This window comes from Phocaeicola vulgatus ATCC 8482 (genome assembly GCF_000012825.1).
GTDB classification, from domain to species: Bacteria; Bacteroidota; Bacteroidia; order Bacteroidales; family Bacteroidaceae; genus Phocaeicola; species Phocaeicola vulgatus.
In genome coordinates this window covers 3,935,778-3,960,732 of the sequence record NC_009614.1, presented here as the reverse complement: position 1 = coordinate 3,960,732, position 24,955 = coordinate 3,935,778, and the positions used below count along the sequence as shown (strand labels likewise).

At 37.7% G+C, this 24,955-nt stretch carries 27 protein-coding genes and 2 tRNA genes; 3 read left to right on the top strand and 26 right to left on the bottom strand.

The features are described 5' to 3' along the window. The first annotated feature begins 36 nt into the window (after nt 1–36). Both BVU_RS22855 and BVU_RS15825 read left to right on the top strand, forming a co-directional pair. Nucleotides 37–159 carry a hypothetical protein gene (locus BVU_RS22855; protein ID WP_256187025.1) on the top strand — a complete coding sequence of 41 codons (123 nt, stop codon included), beginning with the start codon at nt 37–39 and terminating at the stop codon, nt 157–159. A gap of 63 nt (nt 160–222) precedes the next feature. Further along, a complete protein-coding gene (locus BVU_RS15825) occupies nt 223–1,476 on the top strand; it encodes a hypothetical protein (protein ID WP_008781520.1) in 1,254 nt (417 codons plus the stop codon). Nucleotides 1,477–2,093: 617 nt separating this feature from the next. On the opposite strand, the gene BVU_RS15820 is transcribed toward BVU_RS15825, so the two are convergent. The 26 genes from BVU_RS15820 to BVU_RS15695 all read right to left on the bottom strand — a co-directional run bounded on the left by BVU_RS15820 (nt 2,094) and on the right by BVU_RS15695 (nt 22,912). Beyond that, nucleotides 2,094–2,191, bottom strand: a tRNA-Gly gene (locus BVU_RS15820). A 514-nt stretch (nt 2,192–2,705) separates the two neighbouring features. Beyond that, nucleotides 2,706–3,125: a hypothetical protein gene (locus tag BVU_RS15815; protein WP_012055556.1), complete on the bottom strand. Its 420-nt coding sequence runs from the start codon at nt 3,123–3,125 to the stop codon at nt 2,706–2,708. 20 nt (nt 3,126–3,145) lie between these two features. Beyond that, nucleotides 3,146–3,781 carry an XAC2610-related protein gene (locus tag BVU_RS15810; RefSeq protein WP_012055555.1) on the bottom strand — a complete coding sequence of 212 codons (636 nt, stop codon included), beginning with the start codon at nt 3,779–3,781 and terminating at the stop codon, nt 3,146–3,148. Beyond that, complete coding sequence (locus tag BVU_RS15805) at nt 3,781–4,641, bottom strand: penicillin-binding transpeptidase domain-containing protein (RefSeq protein WP_012055554.1); 861 nt, start codon at nt 4,639–4,641, stop codon at nt 3,781–3,783. The genes BVU_RS15810 and BVU_RS15805 overlap by 1 nt, the downstream gene beginning before the upstream one ends. A 23-nt stretch (nt 4,642–4,664) precedes the next feature. Then, on the bottom strand, nt 4,665–5,042 hold the full coding sequence (locus BVU_RS15800; RefSeq protein ID WP_007569769.1) for a hypothetical protein: 378 nt from the start codon (nt 5,040–5,042) through the stop codon (nt 4,665–4,667). A gap of 13 nt (nt 5,043–5,055) precedes the next feature. Then, complete coding sequence (locus BVU_RS15795; protein WP_007569768.1) at nt 5,056–5,400, bottom strand: hypothetical protein; 345 nt, start codon at nt 5,398–5,400, stop codon at nt 5,056–5,058. A 12-nt stretch (nt 5,401–5,412) separates the two neighbouring features. Next, the gene (locus BVU_RS15790) at nt 5,413–5,706 is read right to left on the bottom strand and encodes a hypothetical protein (RefSeq protein ID WP_007569767.1); all 294 of its coding nucleotides are present in this window, start codon (nt 5,704–5,706) and stop codon (nt 5,413–5,415) included. Nucleotides 5,707–5,765: 59 nt separating this feature from the next. Then, on the bottom strand, nt 5,766–6,158 hold the full coding sequence (locus BVU_RS15785) for a hypothetical protein (protein ID WP_007569766.1): 393 nt from the start codon (nt 6,156–6,158) through the stop codon (nt 5,766–5,768). An 18-nt stretch (nt 6,159–6,176) separates the two neighbouring features. After that, a complete protein-coding gene (locus BVU_RS15780; protein ID WP_007569765.1) occupies nt 6,177–6,683 on the bottom strand; it encodes a hypothetical protein in 507 nt (168 codons plus the stop codon). Nucleotides 6,684–6,694: 11 nt separating this feature from the next. Continuing rightward, nucleotides 6,695–7,165 (bottom strand): hypothetical protein, encoded by a 471-nt coding sequence (locus BVU_RS15775; protein ID WP_007569764.1) that lies wholly within the window; start codon nt 7,163–7,165, stop codon nt 6,695–6,697. Between the two features lie 650 nt (nt 7,166–7,815). Then, the gene (locus BVU_RS15770; RefSeq protein WP_007569762.1) at nt 7,816–8,082 is read right to left on the bottom strand and encodes a hypothetical protein; all 267 of its coding nucleotides are present in this window, start codon (nt 8,080–8,082) and stop codon (nt 7,816–7,818) included. Nucleotides 8,083–8,168: 86 nt separating this feature from the next. After that, a complete protein-coding gene (locus tag BVU_RS15765; protein WP_012055553.1) occupies nt 8,169–8,669 on the bottom strand; it encodes a DUF6717 family protein in 501 nt (166 codons plus the stop codon). A gap of 661 nt (nt 8,670–9,330) precedes the next feature. Continuing rightward, on the bottom strand, nt 9,331–9,603 hold the full coding sequence (locus BVU_RS15760; protein ID WP_005942273.1) for a hypothetical protein: 273 nt from the start codon (nt 9,601–9,603) through the stop codon (nt 9,331–9,333). Between the two features lie 70 nt (nt 9,604–9,673). Next, nucleotides 9,674–10,690 carry a DUF3871 family protein gene (locus tag BVU_RS15755; RefSeq protein ID WP_012055552.1) on the bottom strand — a complete coding sequence of 339 codons (1,017 nt, stop codon included), beginning with the start codon at nt 10,688–10,690 and terminating at the stop codon, nt 9,674–9,676. A gap of 486 nt (nt 10,691–11,176) precedes the next feature. Next, entirely contained in the window at nt 11,177–12,907 is a 1,731-nt protein-coding gene (locus BVU_RS15750; protein WP_005942266.1) for a DEAD/DEAH box helicase family protein, read from the bottom strand. Continuing rightward, the gene (locus BVU_RS15745) at nt 12,904–13,335 is read right to left on the bottom strand and encodes a hypothetical protein (protein WP_005942262.1); all 432 of its coding nucleotides are present in this window, start codon (nt 13,333–13,335) and stop codon (nt 12,904–12,906) included. Before BVU_RS15745 ends, BVU_RS15750 begins: the two co-directional genes overlap by 4 nt. A gap of 68 nt (nt 13,336–13,403) precedes the next feature. Beyond that, nucleotides 13,404–13,991: a hypothetical protein gene (locus BVU_RS15740; RefSeq protein WP_007569752.1), complete on the bottom strand. Its 588-nt coding sequence runs from the start codon at nt 13,989–13,991 to the stop codon at nt 13,404–13,406. A gap of 247 nt (nt 13,992–14,238) precedes the next feature. After that, entirely contained in the window at nt 14,239–15,213 is a 975-nt protein-coding gene (locus BVU_RS15735) for a hypothetical protein (RefSeq protein ID WP_012055551.1), read from the bottom strand. 11 nt (nt 15,214–15,224) lie between these two features. Then, a complete protein-coding gene (locus BVU_RS15730; protein WP_012055550.1) occupies nt 15,225–16,082 on the bottom strand; it encodes an AbiH family protein in 858 nt (285 codons plus the stop codon). Nucleotides 16,083–16,152: 70 nt separating this feature from the next. Next, nucleotides 16,153–17,367 (bottom strand): site-specific integrase, encoded by a 1,215-nt coding sequence (locus BVU_RS15725; protein WP_012055549.1) that lies wholly within the window; start codon nt 17,365–17,367, stop codon nt 16,153–16,155. 129 nt (nt 17,368–17,496) lie between these two features. Further along, nucleotides 17,497–17,569, bottom strand: a tRNA-Gly gene (locus BVU_RS15720). 35 nt (nt 17,570–17,604) lie between these two features. Then, nucleotides 17,605–18,537 carry an adenosylcobinamide-phosphate synthase CbiB gene (cbiB, locus tag BVU_RS15715; RefSeq protein WP_008668725.1) on the bottom strand — a complete coding sequence of 311 codons (933 nt, stop codon included), beginning with the start codon at nt 18,535–18,537 and terminating at the stop codon, nt 17,605–17,607. Then, nucleotides 18,519–19,529, bottom strand: coding sequence for a threonine-phosphate decarboxylase (locus BVU_RS15710; RefSeq protein ID WP_012055548.1), 1,011 nt, complete (start codon nt 19,527–19,529; stop codon nt 18,519–18,521). Before BVU_RS15710 ends, cbiB begins: the two co-directional genes overlap by 19 nt. Beyond that, the gene (locus BVU_RS15705) at nt 19,522–21,012 is read right to left on the bottom strand and encodes a cobyric acid synthase (protein WP_012055547.1); all 1,491 of its coding nucleotides are present in this window, start codon (nt 21,010–21,012) and stop codon (nt 19,522–19,524) included. The genes BVU_RS15710 and BVU_RS15705 overlap by 8 nt, the downstream gene beginning before the upstream one ends. Next, nucleotides 21,012–21,587, bottom strand: coding sequence for a cob(I)yrinic acid a,c-diamide adenosyltransferase (locus BVU_RS15700; RefSeq protein WP_008668718.1), 576 nt, complete (start codon nt 21,585–21,587; stop codon nt 21,012–21,014). The genes BVU_RS15705 and BVU_RS15700 overlap by 1 nt, the downstream gene beginning before the upstream one ends. Continuing rightward, nucleotides 21,584–22,912: a cobyrinate a,c-diamide synthase gene (locus BVU_RS15695; protein WP_005846475.1), complete on the bottom strand. Its 1,329-nt coding sequence runs from the start codon at nt 22,910–22,912 to the stop codon at nt 21,584–21,586. Before BVU_RS15695 ends, BVU_RS15700 begins: the two co-directional genes overlap by 4 nt. Nucleotides 22,913–23,147: 235 nt before the next feature. On the opposite strand from BVU_RS15695, the gene BVU_RS15690 reads away from it, so the two are divergent. Beyond that, the gene (locus BVU_RS15690) at nt 23,148–24,836 is read left to right on the top strand and encodes a putative transporter (protein WP_005846477.1); all 1,689 of its coding nucleotides are present in this window, start codon (nt 23,148–23,150) and stop codon (nt 24,834–24,836) included. Nucleotides 24,837–24,955 lie beyond the last annotated feature (119 nt).

Genomic DNA, 24,955 nt, shown 5'->3' with positions numbered 1-24,955 from the left:
TCCATTTTACGCCTAACCGCAATCCTTTTGTGCAGCATGCACCTATTGGGATCCGCCTCACTTCAAGCCCAAATGAACAAATGGGTAAACTATAGCCCGGATTTGACCACCGTACTGAAAAATCCTGCCATGGGATGGATGATGTACGAAGAAGGCTGATCTTTTCAGGGAACACGCCACAATAAAAGCAACATCTATACTCCCGAAGTTTTTTGGAAACAGATGGAAGAATGCAAAGCAGCTGATTATTCCAATATTCTGTACATCAGAATGCTGTGGAAAGATTTGGAACCCGAGGAGGGCAAATATGCATGGATTTACAATGAACGGTATAAATGGTATATACAAAAAGCCAAAGACAAAGGGCTTAAACTGGCCTTCAGGGTGTTCTTTCATGGTGTAGACGGAGTACCGTCCTATGTGTACGAAGCCGGAGCCACAGAAAGCCCAATAGACGATGAAGGCAAAACCCAGCCTTATTATGATAATCCAGTATTCCTTGAAAAGCTGGACAAGTTCATAGAGGCTTTTGCAAAGGAATATGACAATCCGGATGAGGTAGATTATATTGATGCATATGGATTGGGAAGATGGGGAGAAGGACATGGACTGGTACTCGAAAAGCAAGATAATCTGGAAAGCGTTATCCGACAGATAACCGAATCGTATGCAAGACACTTCAAAAAAGTGCTTACGGTAATGAATCTTTCGCAGAGCGACTACAGGTTTTCCAAGCCGCTAGTATATGACAAGCTGGGGTTTCTTCCTCGCAGGGATGGTATAGGCAGTTTTTGGTTTTCTAATGAAGAACGTGCGATGGTGCATGACGAACTTTTCCCAAAAAGAGCTCTTATTGGTGAGGGATGCTGGTGGTTTAACGCACAAGATGGTGATAACTCAAAATACAAGCATTTCCAAGGAGACAAACGTTTTGCCATGAACGATTTCAAAGAAGCTTTTACCGTTTCTGTGACTGATGCTTTGGACAGCCATTGTAACACGCTGGATTTGCGTATGCCTTTACAGTGCAAATTCTGGATAGAAGAGCTGCCGGACCAAGTTCAGCGTTTTATAACTTTAGGCGGTTATCGTCTTTATCCGGACTATATAAAGGTGGAGCAAGACCACAAAACGTTGACTTTGTTTCATTCATGGAAAAACTATGGTGTGGGTGTATTGCCTAATAATCATCCCAATTGGAATTATAAATATCAGGTTAGTTTTGTTTTGATGAATGAAAAAAAGGAAATTGTATTTCTTTATACAGAACCGGAAGCAGAACCTTCCGAATGGTTGAAGGGAATATCATACAATTATTTGAGTCGGTTTAATATTCCGGCAGAATTGCAGGGAAAGTATACCTTATGTGTCGGCTTGACTGACAAGACAAAAAATAACGAAGCGGCTATTGATCTGGCTGTGTCTGGGAATTTAAAAATAGGGAAATGGATATTTGTGGTTGAACTGGAGTTGTAATGTGTGTACTTGGCATTTTTGCACCAATTAATAAAGAAGCTTCTGACTGATTATCAAAAAATAAGGACTTTCTCTATATCTGTACCCAGTAAATCCAATATGTTTAGGGATATTCTTTCAATAGTACAAAATTATACAACCTATTCAAGTTAAATTATTGCTAATCAGTTAGTTTTTGTATCTTTGGATATCCCTCAAAAAAGAAAATTAAGAATATAAATTAGTGGAAAATAAAAGTGCAATTCTGATTATTGATGGATTGCACTTTTTATTACTTTTCTAAAGACATTGTTTCTTCACATATAATTTGAGATTATGAAAATAACGTTTTCATATTTCTCCTGTCTTTTCATTATCGGATGTACACATCAATCCAACCAAGGAAAATCGTTATAGAAAGCAGCAATGCAGATGCAATTCGTGTAAGTGCCGATACTTTAGCGTATGAATATACTGCATGGGCCTTTATAAACAAATCTGTTCCCATATTTCTCATTAGCCATATACTGCTCAATCAATTTACATAATGATGTTCAAACCACCTGTATTCATCTTCCTCAAATAGTGCTAAAAAAGAGAATTCTGATAGCCAACTACCTGACTATCAGAATTCTCTTTGGAGCGGCAAACGGGATTCGAACCCGCGACCCTCAGCTTGGGAAGCTGATGCCTTTTAATCCTGCGGATTAAAAGTGACCAACTGAGCTACTGCCGCTTATATCTTCTTAGAAGAAGTCCTTTCAAGTTGCGGTTTACATGTTGGTTTACACGTAAACAAGATAAATTCAACAATAAATTAATAATCTCTTTGCAGCATTGAACTGCACCACAAAGTTAGTCAATATTGTGCTGTTATCCAATGATTCTTTCTTATAGTTTTGCTTTTGACTATCAGTTTTTTATCTATCTACTGATATAGTATATAATAGTATAAAGTAGCTTTCTCCCTACTGAAAAAGTATTCATATATTGTATTGACATTGCATAATATAGTATCGGTATAAAAATCAGTAGTAGGTATATAAAGCTATATCTTCTTAAAAATCTACCTGCTGAAAAATCTACTCTTATTGTTTTGTGTTCTCTGCATCTATAAATATGCTTGTGAAACACATAGTTTTGTAGTTAATAAGATGTTTGTTCAGAACTGAAAAAGCCAACTTATCCGTTGTTTGAAGTATATACTTCAAATGGGTAGGTTGGCTTTTTGTCTGTCAAGTAGTGGTCTGCTATTGTTTTACACAATCTCTTGTATCATCAACGGTTTGATTGTCATCGTTCAAAAGTTTTATAATAAGTTTGGTATCTGATACAGATTTAACTCTTATATACCACGGCTCATTATCGTAGGTATCACTTTCTTCATCATATCCATAGCACATCAGCGTATTGTTTTTAGAATCAAAAGTGTATTTGTACTTCTCAACATAGTAAACTGTTGAGGGTTGGTTGGCAAAGTAGCAATAGCCTTTCTCGACAATAAAGTAGGGACAATCGTCTGTATAGGCATCATACCATACGCCTTGTAACAGTTCTTGTGTTGATTTACCACCGTTACTTTCTTCATCATTATCACTACTGCAAGAAGCAAAGTTCACACACATTACTATGGCTAATAAAGCCATTCCAATAAATCTAAATGTTTTCATTTCGTTTGATTTTGAAATAGTTATTCTGATTGTACTAATTCAAATTTTCTGTCTTTTAGTTGGTAGATATGCCTAATAGCGTTGTTCCATCCATTAGAGCCAAAAACAGTAATAGTCTTGTTCTCTGAATCAAACTTACATTGTCCGTTTTCCAACTCTGTAAATGGTACTTCTGTTTTCTGTATAAAGTAACCGTATGGGCTGACGTCGTACACATCATAAGCATTGGAATCCCTTGAACCACTTTTATAGCGGTTGATAATGAACTCCTCTTCTCCGTCAAAATCAACATCAGAAAAGAAGAAAGGAGAATCATCCGAAAGGTATTCTTCGCTCTTTAATTTAGCCGTATAATCCAACTCTATAACTGTGTTGTGCGGATATGTGTTACCCTTATCATACAGAATCTTATCAGTCCATTTCTCCGCAAAGTAGTAGTATTGTACTCCTTGTTTCTCTAAACAGAATAGAGCATTACCTACCTCACCATATTGCAACCACATAACCTTTACTGTATATCCGTTTATAGGCTGTTTGTATTTTATGTATATATGTGGCTGATTAAAGCACTCAAATTCTTGCGGAACAGATGTCTTGTCTGTTTTGCAAGCCGCTAAACTAAGTAGCCCAATAATGATAAATAGCAATCTTCTCATTATCTTTCATTCATAATATCAACAATCTGCCTAAAAACATCACCTGCCATCAGTCCACCGCTTGCAGGTAATTCTGTCTTATTAATGGTAACGATAACACTGTATTTCGGATTATCGGCAGGGAAGTAACCGCAAAATTCTACCGCATATTCACCGTTCGGAAGTTGAATTGTTCCCGTTGCTCCAGCTACTTTAACTTTATCTGATTGGGCAGGTTTAGCTAATCCATTAGAAACAGAGTATTCCAATGCTTCTTTTATGGCAGTCTTACTTTTAGCTATGTAATTAAAGAAAGTCAAGTTCTGTAATGGAGTGGTGAGAATGCCATATCCCAAAGGATTATAAACAAGACTTGTGTCTTTCACTTGATAACCATACTTTGCAAGTGCTTCCGAAAAGGCTTGTTCATTCTCAAATACTTTTTTTACTATTTTGTAATTGGCGATATTGGATGCTACTCCAAAGCCTTGTTCCACTGTGATTTTTCCATATCCACCCCTATGCCAATTATGGTCGCACAATGTATCTTTACCAATAGCTAAGACACCATCTGCAACATCTATCGAATCGGATAGTTTGACTGCCTTTGTTTCCAATACTGCCAAAAGTGAAGCGATACGCACTAATCCCGATTCTTGCAGAATAGAATCAGAACCAACAGAAACTTTAATTTCTCCCGTCCGTACTTCCATTATAATAACTTGCCCTACCGTAGCATTAAGTTCGGATAGCTTGTTTTGCAGGATAGAATCAACACTTACTTGTAAAGTGCTGTCTATGGTAGAAACTTGTTCCGCTTTTTGTTTGGTGCAGTCTATAAATGTAGCTATGCTAATTAAAAGGATAACAGTATTTTTCATGGTAGTTTATGTAAATGGAAATATCATTCATTACTCTTATAAAAGCAATATGCCATTATTACAATATTTATAATATTGTATAAAATAGTTAGGATAACAGCGACACTATCCCACATGCTTTCCCAATGATTAGCCATAAGTGCAAGAAATCCAGTGACAAATAGAATTGTACATGCCCCGTCCATATCACGCCCATTTTTTATTCCTACTCTTATTTCAGCTATAATCGCGGAAATACAAGCTATTCCAGAGTATGTGTATATTCTATAATTACTAATTTCCACTAATGTACAAGATGACATATCAACCCATGAACATACAATATTCCAAGCAATAAGCCCGACTATAAAATAAATGATAGCTGCAATAATCAGACATACAATATATTTGAGAATATCCATAATTATCAAGATGTTATTTGCTATTAATCCGCTTATAAACAAGTATAACGGTTTGTCCTCTAAAAGTTCCTCCTATGGTAATTCTACTTAATACACCATTCACTCTATTAGAAACGATTACCACTCCACTTTCACCAAAGCCTTTGTATTCGTAACCATCTTTAGATATTAGAGTAACGGTCTCATTTTTATAAGTTACAGTAGCTTTAGATTCACTAATAAGATGGGCTGTAATATTTGAAGCACTTACAGTCGTCACTTTCTCATTGTCAATAACTGCATAATCAAACTTGTATTCATCAGCATATAGATTGATACTGAATGCGATTAATATGAATGCTAAGAATTTGAATTTCATACATACTTCTATTTAATGTGAACACATAGATACTAAAACCAATAATCCAACAATAGTAGCAATTATTGACATACATCCAGTTTTATTCAGTTCCTTGTCTTTGAATCCATTCTCCAAGCCGTTTTTAATAAAAATACATGCAAAGAATCCTCCTGCGATAATACCCAAAAGTACCCATAAGGACATTCCAAAATTAGAAGTTCCACCGTTATCCCATCTACCACGATTACCAATGTCTGCAAATAGATAAGTAGTATTGAGGAATAGCACGATAAAAAACAACACGCATTTATTTAACTGCTTCATACTTAGCTACTTTAATTATATATTATTGAGGTTTGAATCATATTGGGCTGTTATCTAAGCTATCTTTTCTCTAACTCCATTGAAGCCATCCTCATGCGTGACAAAGTTTCAGAATCTATTCCTGCTCTAAAATCTGTTTCGCTTATCACATTCCCATCTTTATCATAATAGGTACGTTGTTGTAATGTGCTATATGTAGCCATTTCCCCATTTTCATAATACATCTTTAAGCAAACAAGAATGCCATTGTTTACTTCTATGGATAGAGTTTTTCCATCGCTTGACCATGCTGTTCCATCGAAAGCGTTACCTTTTTTGTCATGTACGAACACATTGAATATATTTCCCGATTTTCTGTCTTTATCTTCCGTAAAGTCTAATTCATATAGATAGGTTTTACCTATTCCACATGAAACGAAAAACAGTAGAAGTCCTAATAAATATTTTTTCATAACCGTATAGTTCGATTGTTAATCTGAATATCTTCTGTTTACTATAGCCTTAGCAATCTCATTGAAATATGTGGCAACTTCTTTATTGGCATAAAAAGCCCGATACTTCTTTTGTTTGCGTACACTTAAAGCTCTGTACTCCGCACCACTTATCCTATTTCCTTTGTTGTCATACCAATAATCATCATTGTCAGCATTTCCTAACTCTCCTTTAGAATCATATATTGTTCCAAAATCATCTGCGGATAGTCTGTCTTTTTTCAGTGCATCCATATATTTCCCATACGCATTTCTAAATTCCTCACATTTATATTCATTCCAATTTTTACTTGCGATATAAGATTGAACATTATTCCCTAAATTATGTATATACAGTTCTTTGTCTATTCTCCGTTCACCATATTTATAGGAAAAACTGCCTTGAAAATTTTGGTTTATGGATAATGCAACATCATTACTTTCTGTATTTGTCCCATATATGGTGACAAAGCATAGAGAAAACAAAATCAGAATAAAAGTTCTCATAATCTCAACAATTAGTAATTAAAGTAAATAGTACCCAAAGCCGTATGCTCTACTTTCCATTCAAAATTATTCACTATAATTTCCTTGTCTAACAAAGCATTGACCCTAACGGCTCTGTTGTTACAGTCTCTCCAACTTTCTCTATATAAAGAACGGTCTAATACTGCCCTAACATAGATTTCAGTTTCTCCCGAATAGGATTCCCCGAAATTGATTTTAATTTTCGTTCTTTTAAAATTCTGTGAACTTGTATCAAAAAAATATGCTCCTATTGTCTGATAGTTTTGTGTGGTGGAACGATTAGGAGTAGAATATGAAGGCACATTCGGGAAATACTCATTACTATTACCTTGGTTATGTTCGTTGCTACTGTTGTTATTACTTTTGCCAACTATTACGGGTTTGTATTCAACTAATGGAAGTTGTGAATAAGCAACTGTTGGCAATACTGTAAAAGCTAAAATTGAAATAATCTTCTTCATTGCTCACTAATATTGTACTTCCCAATTCCCCGAAGAAGCGAATAAAAAAATAAGGTGTGGGAACTTATCATCCTTATCCATTGGTGGGCTTCTCGCATTGCCTCGTAGCGGATAAAGACAATAGCCCACACCAAAGGATATGTAGAAAGCCAATAATGGCTATACATACCAAAGATGTGGTGCTACCGTCCATTATCTTTGCTACAGGAAAATTTTGCGAGAATTTACCAATAAAGATAATTTCAATAACACCTTTTCGTTAAATATGTCCTTTCAGTGTCTTAACGCATTAAGACTACTGGAATTGTTGCAAAGTTAGCGAAAAGTTTTGAATAGCTAAAGATAAAACGCTGATAAATGCAGTTCTAAATGTTCTAAAGCATATCTTTAGTAAGTAATTAGAGAAGTATTCAGCTTCTTTTCTTTGTAATAGCATAAGCAGGTACTTTTTTTGAATGGGGACTATAAGAAGATTTCTTCCCGAAAAAAGTACCCGTAGTTTCTGCGGATTGAAAGATGTAGTTCTATTAGAGATTATAAGGTATATGGGTTTGTTGCCTAACTAAGTAATGAATGAAAGAAGTATCTAATCTTCATAATGGATATAAAAAAAGTCCGCAAATACTGCGAACTATTTAATAATCAGTCTGCTATTTGCCTTTTTCAATAGCCTCTTTTAATTCATTAAAGCTGTCAAAGTAGAAGAAATATCCACCTTCCGAGGTTGGTACTCTAAAATATCTTTCATTTGCGTTTTTTGAAACTGCGTAAACAATATCTTTATATTTCAATTTAAGAATGATAGTTCCTAAAATTTTGGTAATGAATAATTCACCCACTTCTCCAGTTAGAGACATATAGCCATTGCTTGCCATTCTCCATAATCCAACATTGCCTAAAGAGAACATACCTTCCATATCTATTGTGTTTTTAGTTAATTAGACCACAAAATTAGTGATTCATTTGCAATTATAGCGGTATCTGTGAGGATAAATTTGCCCAATCACTCAATACAGATGGGACAATGCAGGTAGTTTTTGTTAATCTTATAGATAAAGATTAGTTTCGGGTATTTGCCCAATAAGAATAGAGTAACGGGACAAAGCCAAAGTTCTTCACCAAAATTTCCGCTTGGGTCTTTATAGAAAGCACCACCCGTTAAAGTGGAACTTACCTTATATAATCTAACTCCGCAATAAAACTTATCTTCCCATTCTTTAGCAATTCTGATAGTAGCCACAATCTCATTTTCTCCACGAGAGTAATATTCAAGATAGTTGGATGCACCACCAACCATGAGCGTATGTTCAAACAGTTCTTTGGGAAAGCCCGGAACATTACAGTACCATTTGCGCCCTATCTTGGTAAATGATACCTCATAATTTCCATTGCCCACCATTGCATGATATAGTGCCTTTGCAAGAACGAGTATAGCTCTTATATAGGCAGAGCTTTTCTTACATACGGACACACTTTTCTTGAAGTAAGTTTTAAGATTACTCATAGCTGATAAATTTTAAATGATTAAATAAATGGGATTTTGTAAACGGACACTGCAAAGCTATGTGTTTAATTTGAATTATCAAAATAAACTGTATTTCAATACTTTGCATATGTTTGCATAATTCAGAAATTATTTTATGGAATAGCTAAATAATCAGTAGATTAGTATGGCATATAAGTAGTTCCCCAAAATTGCACATACCATAAACTACAAGCCATATCATGGCTTTTTAAAAAGATAATTTTCTTACGCTTGCATTAATGTAGGGCTAATTACGTTATCGCAATCTGTTTGGCTTGGAACTATGCCCTATCAGATTTAGATATAACCATTATTTGTAGTTTCTCTTACATTGCAGTTTTTGAAAGTTACTGTATATTAGAGAACGGGACAAAATTCTCTATTTCTGAAAAAGGTATGATAACAACAGAAATTTCAAACTTTGTCCCATTCCAATAAAAAAGTGTAACTAAGATTGCGCATAAATAAAGATGGATAAAATCAGTATCAGCAAAAAAGGATTGATAATACCAATCATTATCAGTAGTAGAACTACCAATGTACCCCATAAAATCAATTTTCCATTATCTTCCATTTTGTAGTATTTTTAAGTGAATAAAAAAGAAAGGACACCTAAATAAATAGATGTCCTCTCATTACATTATATAAAAGGCAAGTAACAATCATCCAATACCCCACTGTCAATAATCTTTCTGCAAAGTTCATGTGAGGCTTGATTTCTAAGGTCTGTTCTGTACCCCTTATCACCAACCATTTTAATGATTGCCACAATGGTTTTCATTAATTCCTGCTGTAATGTACGGTGATAATATCTTGTACTTTCAGCAAATTTTTGAGGATTCCAACTCATATCATTCAAAGCTCTTTCCAATTCTTTTGCAGCCTTATATTCACGGCTTTCTTGTAATTCCATATCTCATTATTTAAAAGGTTTGTAAAATAGATAAGAAAGGACACCTAATAAATAGATGTCCTCTCATTAATTAGTCAATAAACCATTTGTAATGCTCATCCCCATGCAAGGCTGCATTAATTCCAACTGCCATTTCAGTAGCATTTAAAGAGCGGTCTAAGAATGAATCAATATATGAACTTTTATTTGCTCCAGTGAGCAAATTATAAAATTTCCACATATTCAAGTCATTTCCAAAGCTGCCAAAGTTCTCATCATTAATGTAGGCTTTTGCAACACTGTTTATTTGTGTATCAGTAAGCAACATTCTTGGCAGTCTCTTTTGGTAGCCATTGGGCAAACACTGATAAAGTCTCATTTTACCCAATATTTGGCAGAATTGATGCTCACTCATTGAAGTATTGCCCAACTTTTGCATCAAATGCAGATGTTTGGCAGGATTGTAGTTGTTGAACAGTTCCAAGGCAGAACGGTAAAGTTCACTTGTATTGCTCACTCTTAAATCATCCTTGTAACCGTCTGTAAAGATGCACATATTGCAACATACTTGGTTCTTAAAGCCAATAGCCAACCTAAACAACTCTGGAACTTTCTTTGAATACAGATTCATTTGGTTATAGGCTCTAACCCCTACTATTGAAAGGTTCAACTTGTTACCCTCAACCGTTTCATAGATTGTAGGAATGTCAATACTGAAAGCTGCCCTCTCATAGTAGATGGTTTTGTCTGATTCCAACAACTGATTGGCAGGTTTGTGGATAGCTTCGGGAATGCGACCCTTAATCACATGACTAACACGAACATTGGGTGTTCCAATAGTCTCACCATTGTAGTAGGAGTTTGCAGCTTCCCAAACTGTTTCAATAAATGCAGCATGGTTTACTGTAAGCTCATTGTCTTTTGCAAAAACGGGAGTAATGCAGTCATTTTTCAAATGTTGCAAGGTAGCTTCTTGGGTGTTTGCCTCAATGAAATGATTTACCCTTTTAGGTGTTGCAGTTTCTTCAATAATGGTTGCTTCTTCTGCAAACTCACCTAAATTCATTCTCTCTTTGTTCTCTGTTGGCATGATAACTAAATTTCTCATATTGATAAAAGTTTAAATGATTAATAATTCTTTTTTATATCAATATACAGAGGGGGACTAAGGGGGTAGTACACTGTAAAGGCAGACACTCTTATATATTTAAGGTTACTGATTGAATGGGGAGGGGGGCTTTCTGTATAAAGTACCTTATAATATTTGCTCTCTTGACTTTTAGCAAAACTGAATATAGGTGATTCTTTAGTTAGGTAGTCTTTTTAATGGTATTAGCTGTATGTGGTATATTATAAAGTATAGGCTATATAACTCTTCCTAACGTGGAAATATTCGGAAAATCGGAATCGGGGAAAATGTGGGGCTGTGGTTCTGCGCCAAAAATAAAAGCCGCAAGAATTTCCTGCGACTGTATATTATTAGTTAGTACGAAAATTACTCTGTTTCATTAGTTATTAAGGTTGATAGGGACATTTTACTTAATTTCTGTATCGGGTATAGAAAGGCAAGAAAATGAGATTTTGTCCCATTTAGCTAAACTAATTCCGAATTTAATTGATAGCCTCTTATATTACCCGATTTAAATGGATTTGCTTGATAATAGAGACCGATAAGTTTCGGTTCTATATTTTCTTCGGGGTGTATGTTCAATCTCTCATATATTCTCGTTAATTCATTAACTATTTTCTCATTGGAATATCTGTTACCAACCTTGAATATATTCTTAACCAGTCTGATAACTTTATTCCCCTTACGTTGTGTCAGAATCATTTCTTCTTTGATTTTCTTTTTGGAATAGTTAAGTTCTTCTATCCTCTCTTTGCCCAAAGTCTCAAACGCTTCCACAATGAACGGGTCAATCTTCCGCATATCATTAATGAAATCTAAGGCGTATTCCGAGTAGGGAGTTTCCATTTCACTAAGAAGTTGTACCATTTTTCTGTGTTTGTCCTTTACCGAGCGTGTAGTCTTGGCAATCTTTAATTTCTCGTCATTCTCGTTATATTCGCAATTCTCAAATGTGGGATTGAAGAAATGGCAGTCATTGTACCAGTTCTTTATTTCTTGTCTTGATTGGTATCTGTTGTTCACCAATACGGAATTAATCTCATTGTCTATGGCAAACCAGTTCTTTGTAAAGTCCGAATATAGGAATTTACGGAACGGCATGGTTTCAAGAACTGCACCGAAAGCGAATCTGCTTTCTCTGTTATCCGCACTTTTGTATAAGGTTTGTATCGTGTTATAGGCAAATTCATGTGCCGAAATTTCCCATTCTATCTGTTCCCTGTCTTTGGTTATGATTTCGGGATTCACCCGATAGATATGTGTTGCCGATTTTATACCGTTACGGAATCTTCCGCAAATCTGTATGCAGTCCGTATCTATGTCAAGTATGGTATATTCGGAATTATAAGGGTCTGTAACCATTACCAAATCGGGCTGATAAGGCAAATCCAAGTCGAATGCCGTAAAGAATCTGCCAGTGAAGAAGTTATATTTCTTCATGGTATCTGCGTTCCAATCATTATAAGCATTATCAAAGGAGTATTCATTTTTCAGTTTCAAACGGCTTTTTGGCGCACAGTAAACGGTAGAATCCTCCAATATGCCGAACTGTTTCATTATGGAGTAAATCATTACCACGGAATTGACGAAAAAGCAGACTGTTTCCTCTGTGTGATTGCCTAAATATTCACTTATTGCCTTGTATATATTATAAGTATGTGTAACCGCAATTTCTTGTCTGTAATCATAATCGGCACTTACTTCCACTGTTTCAAACTCTTTAAATCTTGGGTCACTGAATCCGATAGGAGTGGCGGAAACAAGAGCCTTGCTTTTGAAACGAAAAAAGTCATTCATGGGCAGCACTATGTCCGTTCTGTAATCCACATCCTTGATTAATTGGTGGCATTCATCCATCAGCAGGAAGAAATGATTATAAATGTCAATACCACTGCAAGCGTTTTTCACTTTTCCAAAACTTTCGGGAGTAGTCATTATCTTATGTAGTCTGTTATTAGTCAAATAATTGCGAATCTTATCTGTTGTGACATCTTCATAAACGCCTAACAGATTGCTGTATTTTCCGCACTTGCTTTTGATGACGGGTACATTGGGAACTACGATAATGGAATTTCTTTGGGTTTCAAGCTCCAAAGTGGTAGCACCACAGCCGGGTATTCTTTTGGAAAGTATGCAGTTTGACGGAATCTCACTCATTACGTCAGACAGGTATTGACCTTTATGTAGAGTAATCATAATCCTTTGCTGTTTAGATAATCTATAAATTCATCGCTTCTCCTTATGCTGAAAAAGAGTTTTCCGAAACGGAACAGCCCTCTAAGTCTTATATAGGCTTCGGTTTCCCGTAAAAAAGGGATTCTTGCAATATTGTATTTCTGTTCTATTAGTTCTTTTACCACATCCTCTTGGAACTCGCTGCATAGCTTGGATAGTCTGGACGGGAATACTCCAAAATCCTCATAATCTCCCGTTTGCAGATAATTAAGAATCCACTGCCAGCCTTGTGCGTTGAGTTGGTATCTTATACTCGTTACTCCTTGACTGCTAATCCATGCTTCACCGTTCACTTGGATATAAAGCTGCTTGTGTTGTTTCATTAGTAGCTTCACTTGTCTGTGTGCAGCTTCATTATTATATGTTTGGGCAAACTGTATCTGTTTCATTTTCTCTGTTCCGATTAAAAAGAAAGCCGAGAGAGATTGTTCCCTCGACTTCCTTCCAAGCTGATTGTTTAGGCTACTTCATTCTGTTTGGGAACTTGTTGTTTGGCTTCCGCTTCTGATTTCTTCATCCATTCGGGTTTGCAGGCTTCACAGATAAGGCTGTTCACTTCATCCGTTGCTTTCATGCAGAACTTTACATTCCCGTTGAATGTGGAAGAAAATCTCACGCAACGGTAACGCTCGCCGCTGTTGTTGTACCAGTCCGCTTCAATATAGCCCCTCATAGTGGAGTTCATGTACTGCTTGAACAGTTCCATTACCAAGTTTTCACCCTCTTGGGCAATTTCGACCTCATGTTCCTCTGCTTTGTAGTCGTGCAAGCCGTTTATCATTTTAGCCATGCCGAAATGTATTGCCGAAATAAGGTCTGCATCTCCTGCACCCTCAAAATGTTGTGTCATGCCAGTAGCATAAACGACTGTGACCGATATAATCAGTTCTCCTTTTGAGGATTGTTTGAAACGCATATCCGTTCTGACGGGAAACATGAGGAATGCTTCTTTCAGTTCCTGCACGAATGCTGCACTTACTTTAGTGTTTTCTACTATGTTTTCTACTTCACTATTTAATGCTTCTGCAAATTTTAAATTTTTCATAATTCCTAATTTTAGATATTTTACATATTAATTATTAAGTCATTAAAGAACTACTAAAGCTATGCGCACTTACTTATTTGTTCCCTTTTGACATTGCAAAATTAGGGCAGAAATAAGGGGTAACAAAGCATTTTGCCTAATGCCCATGTGTGTAGAAAACGTGCCCATTCCAGTACGCAAAAAAAATGCGTACCGAAAAGAACAACCCTTTCAGTACGCATTTCTGCTATGTTTTTATGTATGTCGTTTATGAAACTACGTTGTAGTTATTAGCTATGACAGACGGAAATTTCTCGTTCTTGTATCTTCTAAGGAGATTGGATAACATTCTGTTCTTGTTACCCTCCGAATCGTATTCTTCATTATATCTTTTGCCATCATAGCCCACTGTATAGATAAGCCTTGAAACAAGCATCATCTTGTCTTTAGATACCTTTACTTTTTTATCGGGTATGGTGGTAGCCTTTCTTCTTTCAATAAAAGACAGAAACATATCCGTAAATTTCCACTTCTTATAAGATATGTCAAGACTGAACTTGTCCGTAAAGCTGATTTTTGACGATAAGTCATTTCTGATAAAGCCCTCCAAACCTATGTCCTTTAATTGTTTAATCATGGTTTCTCTATCTTGCTCACTATGTATAATATCGCTGTATGTATTGACAAAATGCTGCAAGGCTGCTTGAATGATTCTGATTGTGTCCTCCCTTTCAACGACATAGCTTTTCTTGTTATTCTTCTTTAGGGTGATACTGGTAGCTTCCGATAGGTTGGTATGAAAATAGCTAAAATCCTCCAATACGGACTTATTTAATGCAGGTGCGTTTGTACCAATATCCTCTATAAAGTCATATACGAACAGAAGTAGATACCAAAACTTGCTAACATCCAACTTATACGCTTCAATGGTATTCTGTAAATCTTCATTAGTTAGAAACTTCTCTTTGAAAGAATCATCCAGCTTTCTGTATTCTCGTTTCTTGTATTCTTCCAAAGTTCCTTTGAAAGTTTTCATTTCTTGTGTTCTCTCGTACCTTTCTTCAACGGACAAGTTTCTTTCCGCATATCTGTTGGCGAATATGGCAGGTGCAGCGGACACATCTTCATAATCGGGCAGGAAGTGATTGGCTACTTCCCACACATATTCTAATAGTGGTTCAGCAAGGTATTTGTAGCTTTCAATCCAATTAACTTTCAAATCGGGCAGTTCTTCTATTTCCATTGCTTGCTATGTTAGATAAAAACTTTTTCTTTATCTGTATTGATAAAATTCACTCTGTTATATTGCCTAAATGAGGTTAGGCTATTATGCGTTAATGAATCTAATTGTTGCATCATACAGTGGTAGCCATTTTCTTTATAATAAAAGAGCCAAAATTCTTTATTGTTATTAGTTGAGAACTTGTTATACATACAGCTTTCCTGAAAGAGTTTGTTAAAATATGTATGGTCTGTTTCTCCTAAAGAATGCCCAAAAATTGCAACTGATTTTATTCTGTCATATAATTCAGAAAAATTAAGTGCCTTATATTTTATGTTATATGCTTTACGCAAAAAAACATGCTCTTTTTTTATTCCAGCATTATCTTCAACTCCAAATATTATATCGTTATTAGATGCTTCTCCATGAACTTTTATTAATCTATTATCTATATCCTCGTCAGATAGCCCACATTGCTTTAATATCAGCCTTGTTGATGCAGTATAATTAAAATCTAAAATAATATTGTTTTTTGTTGAAGACAAATTTGTAAGTACTTCATAAGCTTTAGAATTCTTATTTATACTTGAATAATCAATATTATTAATATAAACAACTAATTGTTTACATAAAGCCTCATACTCAGTTTTGAATTTTGCATTATCTTCATTTTTCGAATAAAGCTTTAACTCATTTTCTATATCAATCCAGTTTTGTAATTCAGCATTTACTTTTAAATAGATAGCTAATTGATTTTGCATATTCAGCAAGATTTGAAATTCATCACTATTCACAAAGTCCATATAGCTTGTGGATAAACCTAAACTTAAATCAAATCCATTTCCTATGATTAGAGCTGATTGGTATTTATTAAAATCAATATTTCTCATTTTGTCCTTTTTTTGCAAAAATATAAAGAAAATCCCACCTGCATTGCTGCAAATGGGATTTATTTATAGATTAAAGGAGATTCCTCATGGCTTCATCCACTTGCTCATTATCGAAACTATCCAAGTATATTTGAGTGGTGGCTAAGTCTGAATGTCCCAATGCTTCACTTATCAATGCGATGTTTACTCCCGATTTCTTTAGGACGCTTGCGAATGAGTGCCGGGCGACATAGGTTGTCAAGTTGGCTTCAACTCCAAGCTGTGCGGCAAGTAGTTTTAGATTCTTATTGACCTTTCCTAATATCTTATGTATTCTGTTCTGCTTTTGTAGGGCGGTCTTGTGTATCTTGCTATCTAAAATCGGAAATAGATAGCCTTTGCTCTCCTTTGAATATTTTTCGATTATCTGCATGGCTTCTTGCGGTATTCCTATCTTGATTGGCTTTTTTGTCTTTTGACGAATATAGTGTAGCCTGCCATTTTGGATATTCTCGTTTGTCAGATTAGCTATGTCTGTGAAATTGATTCCACCGCATAGATAGCTGAACACGAATATGTCTTTGCTTAACTCCATATATTGTTGCTTTCCGATGGGCTGCACTTCTGTTGTGAATTTCAGCACGTCTGTTTTGGCAATGGCTCTCTTTTGGGTAGTGGTATCGAATTTGTTAATCTTGTAATCATCAAACGGATAATCGGACTTTCGGGCACACTTTGCTTTGATAGCTTTATTGTATGCACTACGGAGCGTGCGAAAAAGTAGGCTGATTGTAGTTTCTCTATTACCTTTGGAGCGTAGCCACTTCTCATACTTGTTAAGCCAAGCAATATCTATTTCATTAAATGGAATATCCAATTTCCCATTAGTGAAAACTTTGAGTGAATTGAATGAGCCTTTATAGATAAGACGGTTTCCACATTTATCCTCCCGTGTGTATTGCTCTATAAGTTCCTTGTAGAACATACTGACTGTTTTTAGCTCAAACTTTGTATTCTCATTATTGAGTAAAGTGGTGGTAGTGTATTCTTTTTGTTCGCTGTTTAGTTCCAACATGCGTTGTTGTAGCTCCCTTTGTTTATCCAAGATAATCTTTTGGATATATTCTTTATTAGGGCAGTTAGGCTTAGGTTTGTTTCGTGTGAAGTCCCAATATTTAGGATTGATGGATATGCCTAAACTTTGGTATTTACGCTTTCCTCCTTTAGATACTTGGAGCATCAATGGATTTTCACCATTGGATAATGTCTTAGATTTGTAGCAAACTACTGAAACACAGGCATTCATAATGAATTTTCGGTTTACATCTTGGTTTACATGCACCCTCTGAAACCACCCGAAAATAGACTTTCCGTAACCTGCTAAAAGCAGAAAACCTCGATAGCTAATCTATTAACTATCAAGGCTTTCATTATGAGCGGCAAGCGAGGTTCGAACTCGTGACCCTCAGCTTGGGAAGCTGATGCTCTACCAACTGAGCTACTGCCGCATCTCTAAAACGGAAACAAAAGTAATATATATTTTTCAACCGACCAAATATAAGCAAACAATATTTACTATAACCATCAAGATTTCTGCTCTCCTGTTTATATCGACAGCTTTATGCATATCCTGTGTATGGATAAACCGATCCTTATCTCCAATAAAAGGTTTATAGACTATCTCTCCAAAATAAACATGAGGACCTCCAAAACGGCAATTCAAGATACCTGCTAAAGCAGACTCCGGATAACCTGAATTAGGACTCGCATGCCGGTTACCATATTTACCTACAAATCTCAGCAAACCGGGACGCCCTGCACACAGCACCATTAAAAATGCAGTTAGACGAGCCGGAATATAGTTCGCCATATCATCAATATGTGCAGCGACACAACCAAACTGAAGATAACGTTCATTCCTATAGCCTATCATAGAGTCAAGCGTATTAACCATCTTATAAGCAAGCATACCGGGAACTCCCAAAAGCAAATACCAGAATAATGGAGCAATAACCCCATCACTCAAATTCTCAGCCAATGTTTCCAAAGCAGCCGTACGCACTTCCTGATCTGTCAGTTCCGAAGTATCACGCCCTACAATACGGGAAACCTGCTTTCTTCCTTCCTCCAAAGAATGATCCGCAGCCAAAAAAACCTGCCTTACTTCGTTGATAAGTGTAGTTCCTGCCAAACAATAGAAAACAAGCACAGCAGAGAGAATAATACCCAACCAACGGTTTAGCACAAACAGATAATGCAATACCAAAACAGATCCTGCATACACTAGCAAAATAAGCATAATGGCCGCCACCCCTCCTTTCAACATCCGATGTGTCCCACAGTTCCATCGTTTCTCACAAAAAGAGATCAGCTTCCCGAATCCTACCACTGGATGCGGCAATCCTATCGGATCCCCAAGCAATTTATCTAATATCCATCCTATCAACAACGGAAGAATTAATACATATATGTCCATTTCTTTATACTTTCTACCAGTTTGTCATTTTCTTCCGGAGTTTGTGTAGCAATACGGAAGAAGTGTTCATTCAGCCCTTCAAAATTGGATGCGTCACGAATAAGAATTCCCTGCTCTGTTGCCAGATATTCTTTCAAAGCCGCCGCCTTTCCCATCCGCAATTGAACTAACATATAGTGAGTATCCGATGGCCAGATCTCCATTCCCCCTATTGAAAGTAAAGATTGAACTAATCTCTCTTTTTCCCTCAATAACAAAGAGATATCTATATCATATTGAGAAGAAGACAATAAATAATGCCCGGCCTCTATAGCCAACTGATTAACAGACCAAGGCATCCGCTGTGTCCGGATTTCATGTAGCAGTTCTTTACATGCAGTGATATATCCTAAACGCAAGCCGGGCACGGCAAAACGTTTTGTCATGGAATGCAACAGAATAACATTCGGAAATTCCGCAGCCTCCTTGGCTGTAAGCAAAGCCTTCTGTGTAAAGAATTCATACGACTGGTCCATGATAAAAATACGCTGCGGATTTTGTTTTATACAGGCTGTCAAGACTTCCTTCTCCCTAAGCTCTCCTGTGGGATTATTAGGATTACATAACCATATCAACCTCCCCCTATCCGGCAAACGGTTCAAATTATATATAGGAACCACTTTATGACCATGCAGACGACAAGCATCCGCATATTCGCTGAAAGTGGGCATCAAGATAGCCGAAATCTGATTCCTGAATGTCTGAGCTATTAAATAAATGGCTTCCGTAGCCCCATTGGTCACACAAACCTCTTCAGACGAAAGATGAAACCGTTCCGCTAAAACCTTTTCCAACGAATAAGGTTCCGGTTCGGGGTACGTACGGATACTTTCCATCTGCTGAAACAAATGTTGATGTAATCCGCTATGGTCTACATGATTATATACGTTTGAACTGAAATTTATCTTTATTGCTTTATACTTATAAGCATCATCACCATGTCCTTCAATCATTCCCACTCATTATTTGGTACAACAAAGGCAGATTAAGATGACTGCGTACATGCTCTGCCAATTTATCATATTGTTCTTCTTTATAAGTCCGGTAATCCAACACCGTATGACACTCCAGTTTTTCTGCGTATGGTTCCAGCAAATAATCTATAAATGCCTGATTATCCAATATTCCATGAATATAACTTCCCATACATTTTTGGTTTACAAAACAACCGTCCTCTCCACCGTCTTCCAGTTTATTCAAAGGAACTACAGCCTCCCCCGGAACCGGGCGGGTTTCTCCCATGTGTATTTCATATCCTTGGCAAGTTTCCGCATTCTCAAGAAAATGAAAATTCACCTGCCGCGTCACCTTCTCCCCTTGCATCGTAGTAATGACGGGAAGCAGTCCCAGTCCCGGCAATTGACGGATCTCTCCCTCCACTCCTTCCGGATCGTGAATCTCAAGTCCCATCAATTGGTATCCCCCACAAATTCCCATTACAGTAACCCCTTCCCTATGCGCACGTAGGACAGCTTGCGCCACCCCGTTCCGTCTCAACTCATACAAGTCATCCAAAGTGCTTTTGCTGCCAGGAAGCAGAATAATATCAGCTTTGGCCAGATCTTCCGTATTATTGGTATAATAAAGGTGCACCCGTTCATCCCGTTCCAATCTGTTGAAATCTGTAAAGTTTGAGAGATGACGCAACAGAACAACTGCTATGTTTATTTTGCCTTCCACGGCTTGCATCCGTTTATAGTCCAAGCCTACGGAATCCTCTTCCTCAATATGTATATTTCTATAATAAGGTATTATTCCCAAGACAGGAATACCACATAAATCCTCCATCATCTTCACACCAGACTCAAACAAACGGATATCCCCTCTGAATTTATTAATGATTACTCCTTTTATACGTTTCTTGTCCTCAGGAGTTTGTAACATGACCGAACCATAGACACTGGCAAATACTCCTCCCCGGTCAATATCAGCTACCAAAATCACATCCGCATCCGCATAACAGGCCATCGGCATATTCACCAAATCAGTATCCCGCAGATTTATTTCGGAAATACTCCCTGCTCCCTCCATTACAATAGGGTTATAACGTGCGGCAAGACGGTCAAAGGCTGCGTTTACCTCCTGCCTCAGCTCTTCACGTCCCTCCTTGCGAAAATACTCAAAAGCGTTACGATTACCGATGGGACGACCGTTTAATACCACTTGCGAAGTATGATCGGAACTGGGTTTCAACAACAAAGGATTCATGTCCGTATGACAAGGGACTCCAGCCGCTTCGGCCTGTACAGCTTGTGCACGCCCTATTTCCAACCCTTCCGGAGTGGCATATGAATTCAGTGCCATATTCTGTGCCTTAAAAGGTGCCGGTCGATAACCGTCCTGTTTAAAAATGCGGCATAATGCAGCAGCGATGACACTTTTGCCAACATCACTGCCTGTTCCTGCCAACATAATCGGGTGTAAATTCTTTTTCATCACTCTTTCTTCTTTCTTTTATATGCAAAGGACTGCCACTTTTCTTCCGTCCAGTTCTGTTGTTGCATCTCATAACGGGCCATAACAAAAAACAAATCGGACAGCCGGTTGATAAACCGAAGAATTATCTCCGGTAACGGATCTTGTTTATGCAAAGTCCATAATCTCCGTTCAGCCCGGCGTGCCACCGTCCTAGCAAACTGCAGCTGCGCTGATACCGGCGTTCCTCCGGGAAGGATAAAGGAACTATTATCCTCCATCTGTTCCATCAATGTATCCATTGCTTCCTCACAAAAAGAGCATAAATCATCAGGCAAGATATTAGGATTCCCTTCACGGATAGTTGATGGTGTAGCCACATGGCTCATCACTGCCATCATGTTTTTCTGAATTGAAAAAAGCAAGGATTGCCATTCGTGCTCCTGAGGTAAAAACGAACGCACAATTCCTATAACAGCATTCAACTCATCAATACATCCATTAGCTTCAATGCGGATATCATCTTTAAAAACCCGCTCTCCACCATGAATTCCTGTCATGCCCTTATCTCCGGTTCGTGTATAAATACGTTTCATACTTTCCATAATTTCAAGATATCCGTTTCCCCCCAATATAGATGAGTATATCCGGCTATCACGTTTTTATATCTATAAAGCGGGGTACTCACTTCCATTCCTCTTGCCGTAAATTGTTTTGCTACAGAAGGCATAGCGTCAGGAGCAACAACATTGGAATAATGAAATTCATGCCCGCGAAGCTCCATCCCTTTATATTCTATACGACGATACCCTAGATGAAGTCTGGCACCCACCATGGTACAATCCAAAGGCAAAATACCCGTCATGGCATATGCAGTCCCTCCCTGGCGGGCTGTCAAGGAACGGGTGAGAAACATCATACCTCCACACTCGGCCAAAATTTTCCCCCCCTCCTCTGCATAAGTTCTTAATGCTTCCATTAACTTTTTGCGCCGATGTAGTTGACGGGCGAACAATTCCGGATATCCTCCGGGTAAATAAACCAAATCAGCATCCGGCAAATCACTACCATATACAGGACTGAAATAAGTAATGCTTCCTAGCGCAGACAAGCGGTCTATGTTTTCTCTATAGATAAAGTTGAAAGCCGGATCCCGCGCTATGGCTATCTTCATCTTTTTAGCAGAAGGAGTAAAACTTTCCACCCCTGTTTCTGAACTATAAGGCAATGTATACCGACACGGGAAATTACGATGACAAATACTCAGCAGCTTATCCAAATCCACATATTTTCCAACCAATTCCGCAGCCTGTTCTATCAAGGTGTTCATGGAACGTTTGGCTGTCAATGTCAAACCCAAGTGCCGGGATGGAATTTTCAACCCTTCTGTCATAGGCAGATATCCCAAACATTCCACTCCTGCATCAACACAAGCCTCACGTAAATAAGCGAAATGAGAAGGAGATGACACTTGATTGAAAACAATACCTGCAATCTTCACAGCCGGATTAAAATGCTTGAAACCATAAATTAACGGAGCCACAGAATAAGCTGTAGAACGCGCACTTACTATAAGCACTACAGGGATATTCAACAATCTGGCTATTTCAGCACTACTTCCCTGCATTCTTTGATAACCGTCAAACAATCCCATCACTCCTTCGGTTACACATACATCGGCTCCATCTCCATATTTATTATACAGATGTTGTACATGGGTATTTGATGCCATCCAAGTATCCAAATTCACCGACTCATGGTCAGCAGCCAGCGTATGAAATTGTGTATCAATATAATCAGGACCACATTTAAAAGGCTGTACCCGCAGACCTCGTTTGTGCAATGCCCGCAGCAGCCCCATCGTAAAAGTCGTTTTTCCGCTTCCCGATGTAGCGGCCCCTATGAGTAATTGTGGCTTCATTCTTTAGTATTTCTTTAAAAACGGATACAAAGATAGTGCAAATTGCAAATTATCGAAATTAGAATAACAGATTAATTCATAATTCCGACATATCAAGTAAATATCCTTAGAAAGCAATTAAAGTTTTATGGTTTATCAATTAAATAAGCTACCTTTGCAGTCATTTTTGCCAGAATGACAGCTATACAACAATGATAAAATTGATACTATAAATAATTAAACTAGATAATGAATTATGGAACTTTTTAGAAATCTCTTTGAAGGGTACCCTAATTTATGGGGCGGCGGAGTAGCACATTCCGTACTTATTCTTTCACTGGTCATTGCTTTCGGCATCATGTTAGGAAAAATAAAAGTGGCAGGTATCTCATTGGGAGTAACCTGGATACTTTTTGTAGGAATTGTATTCGGTCATTTCAATCTGAACCTGGACGAACATCTGTTGCATTTCTTAAAGGAGTTCGGTCTGATATTATTTGTCTACTCAGTCGGACTACAAGTGGGTCCCGGTTTCTTCTCAGCATTCAAGAAAGGAGGGTTCACACTGAACCTGCTTGCCATGATGGTTGTATTTTTAGGTGTGACCATCACCATTATACTCCATTTCATAACAGGTGTCCCCATTACCACAATGGTAGGAATTCTTTCTGGAGCTGTAACCAATACCCCGGGACTAGGTGCCGCACAGCAAGCAAACAGTGATCTGAATGGTATAGACGCTCCCGAAATAGCACTGGGATATGCCGTAGCCTATCCATTGGGAGTAGTAGGGTGTATTCTCTCCCTGCTGGCATTGAAATATATCCTGCGCATCAACACAAAAACCGAAGAAGCCGATGCGGAACGGGGATTGGGGCATCTACAAGAACTGACTGTACGCCCTATCTCACTAGAAATACGCAATGAAGCCGTAGAAGGTAAAACAATAAAAGAAATCAAGCCATTGGTAAACCGTGATTTTGTGATTTCACGCATACGGCATTGTGACGGAGACAGACAAACAGAACTGGTGAACTCCACTACAGTATTTCACATACACGATGAGATTCTTGTTATCGCCAATCCGATAGATGTAGAAGCTATCACTGTCTTTTTTGGAAAACAAGTGAATGTGGAATGGGATTTCCAAAACAAACAACTTATCTCCAGAAAAATTCTGATCACCAAGCCTGAATTGAACGGTAAGACATTGGCCCAACTAAAAATCAGGAATAACTTCGGAGCAAGCATTACCCGTGTAAACCGTTCGGGTGTAGACCTTGTGGCCACTCCCAACCTGCAATTGCAAATGGGTGACCGGGTGAAGATTGTGGGTAGCGAACTAGCTGTAGCCCATGCCGAAAAGATTCTAGGTAATTCCATGAAACGTTTGAATCATCCCAACCTGATCCCTATTTTCTTAGGCATCGCATTAGGGTGTATTCTAGGAAGCACTCCTTTTTTATTCCCCGGTATCCCCCAACCGGTAAAACTGGGACTGGCAGGAGGCCCCCTTATCGTATCCATCCTGATAAGCCGTTTCGGACCACATTATAAACTGATAACCTATACCACCATAAGTGCCAATTTGATGGTACGTGAAATCGGTATCTCGCTTTTCCTTGCTTGCGTAGGATTAGGAGCCGGCAAAGGATTCATCGAAACAATCATTAACGAGGGTGGATATGTATGGATAGCATACGGCGCCATTATTACGCTGCTGCCTTTACTGATTGTAGGTATAATAGGACGATATGTTTATAAACTGAACTATTACACCTTGATCGGAGTATTGTCCGGAGCCACCACCAATCCGCCCGCATTAGCCTACTCCAATGATTTGACCTCTTGTGACGCTCCGGCAGTGGGTTATGCCACCGTTTATCCGCTTACCATGTTTTTACGTGTACTCACAGCACAAATATTAATATTGGCACTTGCCTGATCCCGCCAGAATTATTGCAAATTCATATTACCGTAGGAGTGAATCTAATTCACTCCTACGGTTCAAAATCCCCCACCTCTTTCAAAAGCAACCATTTTTTCATTAATCTTAAAACATAT

What these genes read in the sequence shown, in the direction of transcription:
- BVU_RS22855 (WP_256187025.1), top strand. Translation starts at nt 37, where the DNA reads ATGCACCTATTGGGATCCGCCTCACTTCAAGCCCAAATGAACAAATGG.
- BVU_RS15825 (WP_008781520.1), top strand. Translation starts at nt 223, where the DNA reads ATGGAAGAATGCAAAGCAGCTGATTATTCCAATATTCTGTACATCAGA.
- BVU_RS15815 (WP_012055556.1), bottom strand. Translation starts at nt 3,125, where the DNA reads ATGAAAACATTTAGATTTATTGGAATGGCTTTATTAGCCATAGTAATG.
- BVU_RS15810 (WP_012055555.1), bottom strand. Translation starts at nt 3,781, where the DNA reads ATGAGAAGATTGCTATTTATCATTATTGGGCTACTTAGTTTAGCGGCT.
- BVU_RS15805 (WP_012055554.1), bottom strand. Translation starts at nt 4,641, where the DNA reads ATGAAAAATACTGTTATCCTTTTAATTAGCATAGCTACATTTATAGAC.
- BVU_RS15800 (WP_007569769.1), bottom strand. Translation starts at nt 5,042, where the DNA reads ATGGATATTCTCAAATATATTGTATGTCTGATTATTGCAGCTATCATT.
- BVU_RS15795 (WP_007569768.1), bottom strand. Translation starts at nt 5,400, where the DNA reads ATGAAATTCAAATTCTTAGCATTCATATTAATCGCATTCAGTATCAAT.
- BVU_RS15790 (WP_007569767.1), bottom strand. Translation starts at nt 5,706, where the DNA reads ATGAAGCAGTTAAATAAATGCGTGTTGTTTTTTATCGTGCTATTCCTC.
- BVU_RS15785 (WP_007569766.1), bottom strand. Translation starts at nt 6,158, where the DNA reads ATGAAAAAATATTTATTAGGACTTCTACTGTTTTTCGTTTCATGTGGA.
- BVU_RS15780 (WP_007569765.1), bottom strand. Translation starts at nt 6,683, where the DNA reads ATGAGAACTTTTATTCTGATTTTGTTTTCTCTATGCTTTGTCACCATA.
- BVU_RS15775 (WP_007569764.1), bottom strand. Translation starts at nt 7,165, where the DNA reads ATGAAGAAGATTATTTCAATTTTAGCTTTTACAGTATTGCCAACAGTT.
- BVU_RS15770 (WP_007569762.1), bottom strand. Translation starts at nt 8,082, where the DNA reads ATGGAAGGTATGTTCTCTTTAGGCAATGTTGGATTATGGAGAATGGCA.
- BVU_RS15765 (WP_012055553.1), bottom strand. Translation starts at nt 8,669, where the DNA reads ATGAGTAATCTTAAAACTTACTTCAAGAAAAGTGTGTCCGTATGTAAG.
- BVU_RS15760 (WP_005942273.1), bottom strand. Translation starts at nt 9,603, where the DNA reads ATGGAATTACAAGAAAGCCGTGAATATAAGGCTGCAAAAGAATTGGAA.
- BVU_RS15755 (WP_012055552.1), bottom strand. Translation starts at nt 10,690, where the DNA reads ATGAGAAATTTAGTTATCATGCCAACAGAGAACAAAGAGAGAATGAAT.
- BVU_RS15750 (WP_005942266.1), bottom strand. Translation starts at nt 12,907, where the DNA reads ATGATTACTCTACATAAAGGTCAATACCTGTCTGACGTAATGAGTGAG.
- BVU_RS15745 (WP_005942262.1), bottom strand. Translation starts at nt 13,335, where the DNA reads ATGAAACAGATACAGTTTGCCCAAACATATAATAATGAAGCTGCACAC.
- BVU_RS15740 (WP_007569752.1), bottom strand. Translation starts at nt 13,991, where the DNA reads ATGAAAAATTTAAAATTTGCAGAAGCATTAAATAGTGAAGTAGAAAAC.
- BVU_RS15735 (WP_012055551.1), bottom strand. Translation starts at nt 15,213, where the DNA reads ATGGAAATAGAAGAACTGCCCGATTTGAAAGTTAATTGGATTGAAAGC.
- BVU_RS15730 (WP_012055550.1), bottom strand. Translation starts at nt 16,082, where the DNA reads ATGAGAAATATTGATTTTAATAAATACCAATCAGCTCTAATCATAGGA.
- BVU_RS15725 (WP_012055549.1), bottom strand. Translation starts at nt 17,367, where the DNA reads ATGAATGCCTGTGTTTCAGTAGTTTGCTACAAATCTAAGACATTATCC.
- cbiB (WP_008668725.1), bottom strand. Translation starts at nt 18,537, where the DNA reads ATGGACATATATGTATTAATTCTTCCGTTGTTGATAGGATGGATATTA.
- BVU_RS15710 (WP_012055548.1), bottom strand. Translation starts at nt 19,529, where the DNA reads ATGATTGAAGGACATGGTGATGATGCTTATAAGTATAAAGCAATAAAG.
- BVU_RS15705 (WP_012055547.1), bottom strand. Translation starts at nt 21,012, where the DNA reads ATGAAAAAGAATTTACACCCGATTATGTTGGCAGGAACAGGCAGTGAT.
- BVU_RS15700 (WP_008668718.1), bottom strand. Translation starts at nt 21,587, where the DNA reads ATGAAACGTATTTATACACGAACCGGAGATAAGGGCATGACAGGAATT.
- BVU_RS15695 (WP_005846475.1), bottom strand. Translation starts at nt 22,912, where the DNA reads ATGAAGCCACAATTACTCATAGGGGCCGCTACATCGGGAAGCGGAAAA.
- BVU_RS15690 (WP_005846477.1), top strand. Translation starts at nt 23,148, where the DNA reads ATGGAACTTTTTAGAAATCTCTTTGAAGGGTACCCTAATTTATGGGGC.